This is a genomic window from Olsenella intestinalis, from assembly GCF_023276655.1.
In the GTDB taxonomy this organism is placed as follows: domain Bacteria; phylum Actinomycetota; class Coriobacteriia; order Coriobacteriales; family Atopobiaceae; genus Olsenella_J; species Olsenella_J intestinalis.
On sequence record NZ_JALGRK010000002.1, the window covers coordinates 420,081 to 432,759 of the forward strand.

Sequence of the window (12,679 nt, forward strand, 5' to 3'; positions counted from 1 at the left end):
CCCTTCTCTGGCGGATGCCTCCGCCGTATTGCCTGCGTGGCAGCTACATATCTCCTGCAATTTTCATTCTGTCCAATTCTAGCAGCAGCGCGCACCTTTCACATATTCGGCAGACAAAGTAGCGTGTGACGTTTGCATTTTCTAGTGCCGGAGCCGTTCTTGGCGTCCCCGGATGCCCCTCCGGGCGTGAGGCCTACGGGTCCCGCGGCGCAAGTTGGCCCCGGGAGCGCATCTGAGCACGCGCCCCCGGGGCAAACATTCGCTGGTCCTTACCCTTGCGGCAAGCTTGGGATTTCGGCAGGCGAGAAGAGCGTGGCGCCTTTCCCCTACTTCTTCTGCGGCTTCCAGTCCTCGTAGTTCTGGTCGAAGAGCGACTTGTAGCTCTTCGTGACCGAGGCGCCGTCGGAGTTGAGCAGGAGCGACTCGACCTCGTCCTTCTGGGAGGCGGGGTTGTCCATGGCGACGTCGGTCTTCCAGGCCTCGCACAGCGCGTCGAGCCTGTTGCGCAGCCAGCTGCCCAAGGTGGTCATGTTCTGGGCGTCCTCCTCGTAGGTGCCCGACGAGACGTCGATGGTCGAGATGCGGTCGATGAGGTTGCTGCACCTGATCGCGAGGTCGTCGGCCGCGCTCTTGCCCTTGGCGCGCTCCTCGGCCGAGCCGGTGACGGCGATGCGACCGAAGAGGTCCTCGTTGTCGTCGACGGCAGACGCAATCTGGCCGAGGGTGGAGTGGACGTCCGTGAGCTTGTCGAAGGTCGCGTCGTCGCCCGACTGCACCTCGCCGCCCTGGTTCGCGTCGCCCTTGTCCTGCCCCTGCAGCTCGCTGACGTGGCCCGGGAAGCCGGCCATCGAGGTGTCGGCCTCGGTCTTGGCCTTCGTGTCGAAGGCGTTGGGGTCCCAGGGGTGGGTGATGAGCAGCACGATCGCGCTCATGGCGAGCACGCCGATCAGGAGCGAGAGGATGAACACGCGCGTGCGCGGCAGGCCGTCGCGCACGTTCGTGGCGCCCTCCTCGGGGTCGGACGGGATGGCGCTCTCGATGCGCGGGATGGCGTGGGTGCGCTCGCTGTCAAGGGCCTCCTCGGAGGAGTCGGGCGCGCTCTTCTCGGCACCCTCGACGTAGCGGGGGTTGGGAAGGCCGCAGCCGGGGCAGGTGGGGCTGTCGAGGGGTATGAGCGACCCGCAGCCCTCGCACCAGACGGGGCCGTCGAGCTTGGGTATGCGCATGGTCACGTCGAGCTCCGCGCGGCACGCCGGACACCTCAGGGCGTCGTCGGGCACGCTAGAGCCGCAGTTGGGACATATCATGAGATCCTCCCGCAGAGATCGGAGGCGGCGTCTACTCGCAGAGGCGGTCCAGCACGTACGGCAGGATGCCACCCGCGGAAATATAGTCCCCCTCCACCGGGGTGTCCACCCTCACCACGCAATCAAACGAAACCTTGGAGCCGTCTGAACGCGTCGCGCAGACGTGGGCCACGCGACTGGCGGGAAGGCCGCCCGAGACGTCCACGGGCGAGATGTCGAAGGTCTCGGTTCCGTCGAGCCCGAGCGCGGACGCGCTCTCCCCCTCCATGAACTGCAGCGGCAGGACGCCCATCTGCACGAGGTTGGAGCGGTGGATGCGCTCGAAGCTCTCCGCGATGACGGCACGCACGCCGAGAAGAGCCGGCCCCTTGCCCGCCCAGTCGCGGCTGGACCCCGAGCCGTAGAGCTTGCCCGCGACGACCACGAGCGGCACGCCCGCCGCGCGGTAGGCCTCGGAGGCGTCGAAGATGCTCTCGAGCTCGCCGGTCACGAAGTCGCGCGTCCACGAGCCGCGCCTGCCCTCGGCAAGCGCGTTGGCGAGCTTGACGTTGGCGAACGTGCCCCTGGCCATGACCTCGTGGTTTCCGCGGCGGCTGCCGTAGGTGTTGAAGTCGCGCCGCTCGACCCCGCGCTCGGTGAGGTAGCGCGCGGCCGGCGAGTCGGCCGCGATGGCTCCGGCCGGCGAGATGTGGTCGGTCGTGACGAAGTCGCCGAGAAGGGCGAGCGCCCGCGCCCGCGAGATCTCGATGGTGCCCTCGGCGCGCGCGATGTCGAAGTAGGGCGCGCGGCGAACGTAGGTGGACTTCTCGTCCCACGCGAAGGTCGCGCTCTGGCTCGAGGGGATGTCGCGCCAGGCGCCGGAGCCCTCGAAGAGGCCGGCGGCGCACTCGTCGAAGACGTCGCGCGAGAGCTGGGAGCCGAGCACGGCCTCGACCTCCTCGTCGGTCGGCAGGATGTCGGCGAGCATGACCGGCTCGCCGTCCGCGCCCACGCCCACCGGCTCCGTCGAGAGGTCCACGTCGACGGTGCCCACGAGCGAGTACGCGACGACCATGGCGGGCTGGCAGAGGTAGTTCTGGCTCACGTCGGGCGAGATGCGACCCTCGAAGTTGCGGTTGCCCGAGAGCACGCTGGCGAGCTCGACCTCGCTGGCGTGCTCCTTGAGGGCGCCCGCGATCTCGCCGGAGTTGCCGATGCAGCTCATGCAGCCGAAGCCGCAGGTGTAGAAGCCGACCTCGCGCAGCGGCTCGGAGAGGCCCGCGCGGTCGAGCAGGAGCGTGGTGGCGCGGCTGCCGGGCGCCAGGATCGCCTTGACCCAGGGCTTCGCGGCGAGCCCGCGCTCGGCGGCCTTGCGCGCGAGGATGCCGGCCGCGACCATCATGGCCGGGTCGGTGGCCGTCGTGCAGCTCGTGATCGCGCAGATGGCGACCGTGCCGTCGGCGACCTCGAACCCCTCGCCCTTGACCTCGGCGCGGATGCCGCCGCGGACGTCCTCGACGCCATGGGCGGCGAGCGTCGCGCGGAAGCGGTCGCGAAGGCCGGAGACGCCCACGCGGTCGTGCGGGCGGCTCGGGCCGGCCAGGCTCGGCTCGACCGAACCGAGGTCGATCTCGATCTCGCGAGAATAGCGACGGCCTTCGCTGGCGCCGAAGACCCCCTGCATCTCGCAGTAGGCGCGCGCCAGCTCGACGAGCGACTCGTCGCGCCCGGTCACGCGCAGGTAGTCCAGGGCGCGCTCGTCGACCGGGAAGAGCGTCGTCGTGGCGCCGTACTCGGGCGTCATGTTGGAGACGCAGGCGCGCTGCGTCGCCGTGAGCGTGGCGGCGCCGTCGCCCACGACCTCGACGAGGGAGCCCACGACCCCCTCGCGGCGGAGCACCTCGGCGACCGTGAGCGCGAGGTCCATGGCGCTCACGCCGGCGCGCAGGCGACCGGTGAGGCGCAGCGCGACGACGGGCGGCACGAGCATGGTGATGGGCTGGCCGAGCGCGGCGGCCTCGGCCTCGATGCCGCCCACGCCCCAGCCGAGCACGCCCAGGCCGTTGGCCGTGGTGGTGTGCGAGTCGGTGCCGACGAGCGTGTCGAAGCAGGCCACGGGCACGTCGCCCTCGGCGAGCGCGTCGGTGCCCACGACCTCGCAGAAGCGCTCCATGTTGAGCTGGTGGCAGATGCCCTCGCCGGGCGGGACGATCCTCACGTTGTCGAAGGAGCTCGCGGCCCACTTCAGGAACGCGAAGCGCTCGCGGTTGCGCTCGGCCTCGCGCCTCTCGTTGAGCTCGGCGGCGTCGGCGCATCCCACGTGGTCCGCGATGACCGAGTGGTCGACCACCAGGGTGCACGGGATCTGCGGGCTGACGCGGGCGGGGTCGCCGCCCCTCTCGACCATGGCGTCGCGCATGGCGGCGAAGTCGACGAACACGGGCACGCCCGTGAAGTCCTGGAACAGCACGCGGGCGGGCATGAACTCGATCTGCTCGCCCTTCTCGCCCGCGAGGCCGGCCTCGACCACGCGGCGCGCGAGCCTCGCGGCCTCCTCGTCGGAGGAGGCCCTCCTCACGCAGTTCTCGAGCAGCACCACGAGCGCGCGCGGCAGCTCGCTGGCACCGGGGATGCCCGAGACGTCATAGGCGAGCCGGCGCACCCCCTCGACCTCGATGGCCCTCGGCGTGCGCGCGGCAGCCACCGCGCGGTCGAACTCTGCGTCAAGACTCATGTGCCCTCTCCACCCTCGCTACAACGCGCGAGACGAGGCCGGTGTTGCCCTCGTCGCTCGCGGCTCGGTCATATGCTCTGAGGAACAAGAATATGCCCAAAGCGGACGACACGGCGGCGACGGCACCAGAAATTAACGTTGGAGGCGTGACCGAGAAGAACGACCCGAACACCGTGCACCCGATGATGGCAAGCGCGACCACCATGACCAGCACGGCGACGCGCAGCGCGTTGAGCGGGCGCGAGATGCGCCACACGAGCGCGAGGCCCACGGCGAACATCTCGATCATGCAGGTCGTCGACAGCATGCCCATGTCCCACCCGAAGACGCGGGCGATGACCATCGTCGAGAAGAGCATGACCGTAATCGCGATCGAGGCGGGAAGCGAGCGCCTCAGCACGTTGCTGACGAAGGAGCCGCGCACGCGCTCGTGGTTGGGCTCGAGGGCGAGCACGAACGAGGGCGCGCCGATGACGACGGTCGAGACGAGCGACATCTGGACCGGCACGAACGGGTAGGGCGGGATGAGGATCGCGATCAGGGCGAGCGCGGCCGTGTAGACGGTCTTCATGAGGAAGAGCGTCGCCGAGCGCTCCAGGTTGTTGATGGACTGGCGGCCCTCCGCCACGACGTCGGGCATGTGCGCGAAGTCGTTGTCGGCGAGCACGATCTCGGCGATGTTGCGCGCGGCGGCCGAGCCCGAGGCCATGGCCACCGAGCAGTCGGCCTCCTTGAGGGCGAGCACGTCGTTCACGCCGTCGCCGGTCATGGCGACCACGTGGCCCCGGTCGCGCAGCCTGCGCACGAGCTCGCGCTTCATCTGCGGCGTCACGCGGCCGAACACGCGCGCCTCGTCGACGGCGCGCTCGATGGCCTCGTCGTCGGTGAGGGTCGAGGCGTCCACGTAGTGCTCGGCGTCAGGAAGCCCGACGGCCGCGGCGATGCCGCTCACCGTGTAGGGGTCGTCGCCGGAGATGACGCGCAGCTCGACGCCCTGGTCCTTGAAGAAGCTCATGGTCTGTGCCGCCGTGGAGCGGATCTCGTCGCGGATGCCGACGAATCCGATGACGCGCGGACGCCCCTCGAGCGTGCCGTCGTCGGCGAAGGAGTCGGCCTCCGCCACCACGAGCACGCGCTGGAGCTGGTCGAACGAGCGGACCTCGGCCTCGTGGGCGGCGAAGTCGTCGCCGAGCACGAACTGCGCGGCGCCCATGACCAGGCAGCGGCCGCCCACGAGCACGCAGCCCGAGTACTTGGTCTTCGACGAGAAGGGCACGCTCCTCTCGATGGCGGGCGTGGCCAGGCCGGCGTCTGCGCCGGCGGCCAGGATGGCGCGGGCGGTCTCGTTGGCGTCGGCCTCGTTGGCGCGGGCGACAGCGTAGGCGGCCTCGAGGGCGCCCTCCCCCAGCGCGTCGCCGAGCTCCATCGAGCCCGTGGTGATGGTGCCCGTCTTGTCGAGGCAGAGCACGTCGACGCGGGCGAGCGTCTCGACGCAGTAGGCCTGCTGCACGAGGACCTTGCGCATGGCGAGGCGCGTCGTCGCGATGGCGAGCACCGACGAGGTGAGCAGGACGAGGCCCTGCGGGATCATGCCGATGACGGCCGCGACGGTCTGGAGGACCGCCTCCTGGTAGCCGAAGTGAGACGACAGCATGAGCCTCGTGAAGAGCACGGCCCCGATGGGGATGAGCGCGTAGGTGCCGATGCGGATGATGAAGTTGAGCGTGTCCATGATCTCGGAGCGGATGGCCTTGGCGGTCTTGGCCTCGGCGCTGATGCTGGCCGCATAGCCCTCGCGGCCGACCTTGGTCACCTTGTAGCAGACGGCGCCGGTCTCGACGAACGAGCCGGAGAACACCTCGGAGCCCGCGGCCTTCTCGATGTTGTCGCTCTCGCCCGTGAGCAGGCTCTCGTCCAGAAGCGCCGTGCCCGCCACGACCTCGCCGTCAGCCGGCACCTGGTCGCCGTGCGAGACGATGACGAGGTCCCCCGACACGATCTGGGAGATCGGGATGGAACGCTCCTCTCCCCCGCGAAGGACCCGGACGTCCTTCGCGGTGAGGATAGTCAGCTTGTCGACCATGCGCTTGGCGCGGACCTCCTGGAAGACGCCGATCACGAGGTTGGCGAAGACCACGATGATGAACGCCATGTTCTTGATCGAGCCCGTCGTGAGGACGAGGATCGCCATGGCGACGTTGATCGCGTTGAAGAGCGTCAGCGCGTGCTCCGCGAAGATCCGGCCGATCGACTTGGTCTTGACGTCAGTGTTCGCGTTGGTGAGCCCCTGCGCGACGCGGTCGGCGACCTCGGCGTCGCTCAGGCCGGACATGCCTTCCCAGGGACGAGACGCGGATTTCGTCGAGCTCAAGGGAGTCTCCTCTCGGTTGCGTTGACGAAATCGATTGTAGGCGATGCGGGCCTGTCGCCACGCGCGCGGCCACTCGCCGGGAGGGCCCGACTCAAAATCGTCTGCAGCGCAAACCCCGTCGAGGGCGCGACCGCTCAGCGTAAACTGCCGTCGAGGGCGTGAATCTGTGCGCAGAGTGGCCTCGAGGGCGCGAGGGGTCAGCGCAGAATGCCGTTGAGGGCGTGAGCTGCAGCGCAAAACCCGCTCGAGGGCACGACTCCACTCTCGCCCTCGAGGCCATTCTGCGCTGACGGTCGCGCCCTCAACCCACATCTGCGCTGCAAGGCATCAAAAAATCGCGCCCTCGAGGCCAGTTTGCGCTTACGCCCTTTGGCACTCGCGAGTCGAGGCGGGTTTGCGCCAGCGTCGGCAGCGACGAAAGCGACGTCCCCAGCCAGCACGACCAGGCTGCGCCGCCCGCACCCAAAATCAAGGCCCGTCGGCCGTGGGAGTTGACGTATAATCCATCCCTGCGTGGCCCCATAGCTCAGTGGATCAGAGCGTTCGCCTCCGGAGCGAAAGGTCGTGGGTTCGAACCCCACTGGGGTCACCATCTACTTCATCGCCACGCACGAGGCCGGCCGCTGGGCCGGCCTCTTTTTTTGCCGTCGGCGGCGCGGACGGCATCCTCTTCGTAACACTTTGAATACCGCCCGTTCGCAATGCGCATCTATGTTGTAGCATCGGCAGGAATCAGGATTCATCCCTGCCGAGAAAGGCATGCACATGATCGCAATCGTCAAGGACTCCGCGACCCAGGACCAGCTGGACCACTTCGTCAAGTGGATCGAGGACCGCGGATTCAGGACCAACGTCTCGCGCGGCGAGAACGAGACCGTCGTCGGCATCATCGGCGACACCACGCGCATCGACCCCTTCCTGCTCGAGTCGATGGACATCATCGACCAGGTCAGGCGCGTCTCCGAGCCCTTCAAGAAGGCCAACCGCAAGTTCCACCCCGAGGACACCGTGATCGACTGCGGCTACGGCGTGAAGATCGGCGGCGGCAACTTCCAGGTCATCGCCGGCCCCTGCTCGGTCGAGGGCGACAACCTCATCGAGATCGCCCGCGCGGTCAAGGCCGCCGGCGCCACGATGCTGCGCGGCGGCGCCTACAAGCCCCGCACCAGCCCCTACGCCTACCAGGGCATGGGCGAGAAGGGCCTCGACCTCCTCATGGCGGCCGGCCGCGAGCTCGAGATGCCCGTGGTCACCGAGATCATGGACGCCCGCGACGTCCCCCTCTTCCTCGAGAAGGGCGTCAACGTCATGCAGATCGGCGCCCGCAACGCGCAGAACTTCACGCTGCTCAAGGAGGTCGGCCGCACCGACGTCCCCATCCTGCTCAAGCGCGGCATGTCCGGCACCATCGACGAGCTGCTCATGGCCGCCGAGTACATCATGAGCGAGGGCAACGAGAAGGTCATCCTCTGCGAGCGCGGCATTCGCACGTTCGAGACGCGCACCCGCAACACCTTCGACGTGAACGCGATCCCCGTCCTGCACAACCTCTCGCACCTGCCCGTCGTGGGCGACCCGAGCCACGCCACCGGCTACACGCGCTACGTCCGCCCCGCGGCCTACGCGGCCTGCGCCGCGGGCGCCGACGGCCTCGAGATCGAGGTCCACAACAGCCCGGCCGACGCCTGGTCCGACGGCGCGCAGGCGCTCACTCCCCCGCAGTTCGCCGACGCCATGAAGCGCATCGCCCTCATCCGCGAGGCGATCCTCGCCGACCTCGGGGACGAGTAGTGGCGGCCCGGACCTTCAAGCCGGGCCGCGTCGGCATCGTCTGCCTCGGCCTCATCGGCGGCTCGTTCGCCCAGGCCCTGCACGACGCCGGCCGCGAGGTCCTCGCCTGCAACCGCACCGAGGCCACCGTCGAGCTCGCCCTCATCGAGACCATCGACGGGCGCCTCGACGACGACACGATCGGCACCTGCGAGCTCATCATCCTCTCGGGCTACCCCCAGATGACGATCGACTGGCTGGCCGAGAAGAGCGACCTCATCGCAGACGGCGCGATCGTGATCGACGCCTGCGGCGTGAAGCGAAGCGTCTGCGAGCGCTGCTTCGAGATCGCCGAGGGTCGCGCCTGGACCTTCGTCGGGTGCCACCCCATGGCGGGCCTGCACCATTCCGGCTTCGCCTGGAGGCGCGCCGACATGTTCTGCGGCGCCCCCATGGTCGTCGTCCCGCCAAAGATGGACGACTTCGAGCGCCTCGACGTCCTCGAGCGCATCAAGTCCCTGCTCGAGCCCTGCCACTTCGGCTCCTACACGCTCGCCACGCCCGAGCAGCACGACCGCCAGATCGCGTTCACCTCGCAGCTGGCACACGTCGTCTCGAACGCATACGTGAAGAGCCCCACGGCCCGCGAGCAGAGGGGGTTCTCGGGCGGGTCCTACCGCGACCTCACGCGCGTGGCCTGCCTCAACGCGGCCATGTGGCAGGAGCTCTTCCTCGACAACGCCGACAACCTGTCCCGCGAGATCCAGACGATCATCGAGCACCTGCAGCAGTACAAGGACGCGATCGACGAGAGGGACGCCGAGCGGCTCGAGGCTCTTCTCGCCGAGGGCGACCGCATCAAGAGGGAGGTCGACGGCGAATGAGCGCATGCGAGATGGAGGGTGAGGCCCGAGCGCACGAGGTGGTGGCGGTCCACACCCCGTCCCGGTCCTACGACGTCCACGTGGGCGTCGGCATCATCGACGAGGTGGGGCAGCTCACGCGCGCGGCATGCGGCGGCGAGCGCGCCTGCGTCATCTCCGACGACAACGTGGCGCCCCTCTACGCCAACGCCGTGGCCGAGTCGCTGGCCGAGGCCGGCTACGAGACGTCGCTGCAGGTCTTCCCCGCGGGCGAGGCCAACAAGAACATCGAGACGCTCTCGGGCCTGCTCGAGGGCCTGGCCGCGGCCGAGCTCACGCGCAACGACGTCGTCGTGGCCGTGGGCGGCGGCGTCACCGGCGACATGGCGGGCCTGGCCGCGGCGCTCTACCTCAGGGGCTGCCAGGTCGTCCAGGTCCCGACGTCGCTGCTCGCGATGGTCGACTCCTCGGTCGGCGGCAAGACCGCCATCGACCTGGCCGCCGGCAAGAACCTGGCGGGCGCCTTCTTCCAGCCGTCGCTCGTGGTGGCCGACGTCGACTGCCTCGACACGCTCGCGCCCGAGCAGCTCGCCGACTCCTGCGGCGAGGTCATCAAGCACGCCGTCCTGTCGGGCCCCGAGCTCTTCGGCGACCTCGTCTCCCACCCCATCGTGGCCGAGTCGCGCGACAGCGAGGCCCTCGTGCGCCTCGTCGCACAGAACGTGCGCGTCAAGCGCGACGTGGTCGACGCCGACGAGCGCGAGGCGGGACTTCGCCAGACCCTCAACCTCGGCCACACGATCGGCCACGCCATCGAGGCCGCCAGCGACTTCTCGCTCGGCCACGGCTCCTGCGTGGCCGCCGGCCTCTGCTGCATGGCGCGCGCCGCGGCGAGCCGCGGCTGGAGCAGCGTCGAGGTCGCGCGCGTCATCGAGGACGCGTGCCTGGCCCACGGCCTTCCCGCCGACACCGACCTCGACCACGAGACGATCGTCTCCTTCGCCGCGCACGACAAGAAGCGCCACGGCGACACCATCAACATCGTGGTGCCCGTGGCCATCGGTTCCGCAACCATCCGCACCGTCACGCTCGCCGAGTTCGAGGAGCTCGTGCGCCAGGGGTGCGGCACGCTCACAAGGTAGGACATGGACTACATCATCGAACCCAAGCCCCTCTCGGGCACCATCGACGCCATCGCGTCGAAGTCCGCGGCGCACCGCCTGCTGATCATGGCGGCGCTCGCGGACGCGACCTGCGACATCGACTGCGCCACGACCTCCAAGGACATCGACGCCACCATCGCGTGCCTCGAGGCCCTCGGCGCGCGCATCGCCCGCACCAAGACCGGCTTCCGCGTGAGGCCCATCCCCCAGGGCGCACCGGCGGGCGGCGCCGACGCACCCGCGACCGTGCCCACCCTCGACTGCGGCGAGTCCGGCTCGACCCTGCGCTTCATGCTGCCGGTCGTCTGCGCGCTCGGCCGCCCGGCACGACTCATGGGCCACGGACGACTCGCCGAGCGCCCGCTCAGCCCCCTCTACGAGCAGCTCGTCGAGCATGGGGCCGTCCTCTCCCCCGCAGGCACCCTTCCCCTCGAGGTCTCCGGCACGCTCGCGGGCGGCACCTTCGAGCTCCCCGGCGACGTCTCCTCGCAGTACGTGAGCGGCCTGCTCATGGCCGCGGCCGCCCTGCGCGACGACGTCACGGTCCTCGTGAGCGAGCCCGTCGAGTCGCGCGCCTACATCGACATGACCGTCTCCGCGCTCGCGGCCTTCGGCGTCACCGTCGAAGTCCGAGCGACCGAGAAGAGCGGCCATGCTCTTCTCGCCTACCGCGTCTCGGGAAGCGCACGCCCCGCGAGCGGCGGCGCCGTCAGCGTCGAGGGCGACTGGTCCAACGCGGCCTTCTGGCTGAGCTCGGGCGCGTGCGGCGGCACGGTCGGCGTGCGCGGGCTCGACCTCGCGAGCGGCCAGGGCGACCGCGCGTGCCTCGCGGCCCTCGCGGCCTTCGGCGCGCGCGTCTCCACGGGCGCGGGCGTAGCGAGCGTCACCCACGACGGCCTCCGCGGCCGCACGATCGAGGCGTCGGGCATTCCCGACCTCGTGCCGCCGCTGGCCGGCGTCGCAGCGCTGTGCGAGGGGACCACGAGGATCGTCGGCGCGGCCCGCCTGCGCCTCAAGGAGTCCGACCGCCTCGAGACCGTGTGCGCGGCCCTCACGGCCATGGGCGCCGACGTCACCGTCGAGGACGACGGCCTCACGATCCGCGGCCGCGGCACCCTTGCGGGAGGCGAGGTCGACGCCGCGAACGACCACCGCATCGCCATGATGGCCGCCATCTGCGGCGCCCACGCGACGGGCCCCACGACCATCCACGGCGCCGAATGCGTCCAGAAGTCCTACCCCGCGTTCTTCGACGACTTCCGCGCCCTCGGCGGCATCGCGCGCCCGGCGCCGGACGCCGCAGGCGCCGCGAACGACACGACTACCAGCGAAAGCGAGGCATAGGATGCCCTCAAGCATCGGCGACACCCTGCGCGTCAGCGTGTTCGGACAGTCACACTCCGAGGCCATCGGCTGCGTGGTCGAGGGCCTGCCCTCGGGCCTGCCCGTCGACATGGGGCGCCTTGGCGCCTTCATGGCGAGAAGAGCGCCCGGCCAGGGCCCCTGGGCCACCGCCCGCCGCGAGGCCGACCAGCCCCGCATCCTGAGCGGCCTCAACGGCCGCGGCGAGACCTGCGGGGCGCCGCTGTGCGCCGTGATCTCGAACACCGACACGCGCCCCGGCGACTACGACAACGTGCGCGCCGTGCCGCGCCCGGGTCACGCCGACCTCGCGGCCTGGGCCAAGTGGCACGGCAACCAGGACCCGTCGGGCGGCGGGCACTTCTCCGGGCGCCTCACGGCGCCGCTCTGCGTGGCGGGCGGCATCGCCCTGCAGGAGCTCGAGCGACGTGGCGTGCGCGTGAGGGCGCACCTCCTCGAGGTCGCGGGCGTGGCGGACGAGGCGTTCGCGGCCCTGGACTGCTCCAAGGAGTCACGCGCGCTCCTCTCGGCACAGATGGAGGCGCTCGAGGGCAAGGACGGCCCCGCCGTCATCGACGACGACGCGAGGGACGCCATGCTCGCGGCCATAGACGAGGCGCGCCGCGAGGGCGACTCGGTGGGCGGCGTGATCGAGTGCATCGCGTGCGGGCTTCCCGCCGGCATCGGCTCGCCCATGTTCGACGGGCTGGAGAACGCGCTCGCGCGGATGGCGTTCGCGATCCCGGCCGTGAAGGGCGTCGAGTTCGGGCGCGGCTTCGAGGCGGCGCGGCTGCGCGGCAGCGAGAACAACGACCCCATTCGCGTGCGCGATGGGCGCGCCGCGTGCGAGACCAACAACGCGGGCGGCATCCTGGGCGGCATCTCGACCGGGGAGCCCGTGCTCATGCGCATCGCCGTCAAGCCGACGCCGAGCATCGCGCGGCAGCAGCGCTCCGTCGACCTGCGCGAGATGCGCGACGAGGCGCTCGAGATCCGCGGCCGGCACGACCCGTGCATCGCGCCGCGCGCCGTGCCCGTGGCCGAGGCCGTGATGGCACTGGCGCTGCTCGACGCGTGGCTCACGAACCCCGCGGAGGGCCGTGGGGCGGACGACGGACGGGAGGCGTAGC

8 protein-coding genes and 1 tRNA gene are annotated in these 12,679 nt (G+C 70.2%); 6 read left to right on the forward strand and 3 right to left on the reverse strand.

Going from position 1 to position 12,679, the window contains the following annotated elements:
* Positions 1-326: 326 nt before the first annotated feature.
* From M5D76_RS06625 to M5D76_RS06635, 3 genes are read right to left on the reverse strand one after another with little or no spacing between them, the layout of a single operon-like run.
* Complete coding sequence (locus M5D76_RS06625; RefSeq protein WP_248922600.1) at positions 327-1,307, reverse strand: zinc ribbon domain-containing protein; 981 nt, start codon at positions 1,305-1,307, stop codon at positions 327-329.
* A 31-nt stretch (positions 1,308-1,338) separates the two neighbouring features.
* Complete coding sequence (acnA, locus tag M5D76_RS06630) at positions 1,339-4,020, reverse strand: aconitate hydratase AcnA (protein ID WP_248922601.1); 2,682 nt, start codon at positions 4,018-4,020, stop codon at positions 1,339-1,341.
* A complete protein-coding gene (locus M5D76_RS06635) occupies positions 4,010-6,391 on the reverse strand; it encodes an HAD-IC family P-type ATPase (RefSeq protein WP_248922602.1) in 2,382 nt (793 codons plus the stop codon). Before M5D76_RS06635 ends, acnA begins: the two co-directional genes overlap by 11 nt.
* Before the next feature lie 515 nt (positions 6,392-6,906).
* Between M5D76_RS06635 and M5D76_RS06640 the strand changes: the two genes are divergently transcribed.
* The 6 genes from M5D76_RS06640 (at position 6,907) to aroC (ending at position 12,678) form a co-directional block, all read left to right on the forward strand.
* Positions 6,907-6,983 (forward strand) — tRNA-Arg (locus M5D76_RS06640).
* 173 nt (positions 6,984-7,156) lie between these two features.
* Positions 7,157-8,182, forward strand: coding sequence for a 3-deoxy-7-phosphoheptulonate synthase (gene aroF / locus M5D76_RS06645; protein ID WP_248922603.1), 1,026 nt, complete (start codon positions 7,157-7,159; stop codon positions 8,180-8,182).
* Entirely contained in the window at positions 8,182-9,045 is an 864-nt protein-coding gene (locus M5D76_RS06650) for a prephenate dehydrogenase (protein WP_248922604.1), read from the forward strand. The genes aroF and M5D76_RS06650 overlap by 1 nt, the downstream gene beginning before the upstream one ends.
* Positions 9,042-10,166: a 3-dehydroquinate synthase gene (aroB, locus tag M5D76_RS06655; RefSeq protein WP_248922605.1), complete on the forward strand. Its 1,125-nt coding sequence runs from the start codon at positions 9,042-9,044 to the stop codon at positions 10,164-10,166. The genes M5D76_RS06650 and aroB overlap by 4 nt, the downstream gene beginning before the upstream one ends.
* Before the next feature lie 3 nt (positions 10,167-10,169).
* Positions 10,170-11,531 carry a 3-phosphoshikimate 1-carboxyvinyltransferase gene (aroA, locus tag M5D76_RS06660; protein ID WP_248922606.1) on the forward strand — a complete coding sequence of 454 codons (1,362 nt, stop codon included), beginning with the start codon at positions 10,170-10,172 and terminating at the stop codon, positions 11,529-11,531.
* Position 11,532: 1 nt separating this feature from the next.
* Positions 11,533-12,678: a chorismate synthase gene (gene aroC, locus M5D76_RS06665; RefSeq protein WP_248922607.1), complete on the forward strand. Its 1,146-nt coding sequence runs from the start codon at positions 11,533-11,535 to the stop codon at positions 12,676-12,678.
* The last annotated feature ends 1 nt before the right edge of the window (position 12,679 follow it).

What these genes read in the sequence shown, in the direction of transcription:
- aroF (WP_248922603.1), top strand. Translation starts at nt 7,157, where the DNA reads ATGATCGCAATCGTCAAGGACTCCGCGACCCAGGACCAGCTGGACCAC.
- M5D76_RS06625 (WP_248922600.1), bottom strand. Translation starts at nt 1,307, where the DNA reads ATGATATGTCCCAACTGCGGCTCTAGCGTGCCCGACGACGCCCTGAGG.
- aroA (WP_248922606.1), top strand. Translation starts at nt 10,170, where the DNA reads ATGGACTACATCATCGAACCCAAGCCCCTCTCGGGCACCATCGACGCC.
- acnA (WP_248922601.1), bottom strand. Translation starts at nt 4,020, where the DNA reads ATGAGTCTTGACGCAGAGTTCGACCGCGCGGTGGCTGCCGCGCGCACG.
- aroB (WP_248922605.1), top strand. Translation starts at nt 9,042, where the DNA reads ATGAGCGCATGCGAGATGGAGGGTGAGGCCCGAGCGCACGAGGTGGTG.
- aroC (WP_248922607.1), top strand. Translation starts at nt 11,533, where the DNA reads ATGCCCTCAAGCATCGGCGACACCCTGCGCGTCAGCGTGTTCGGACAG.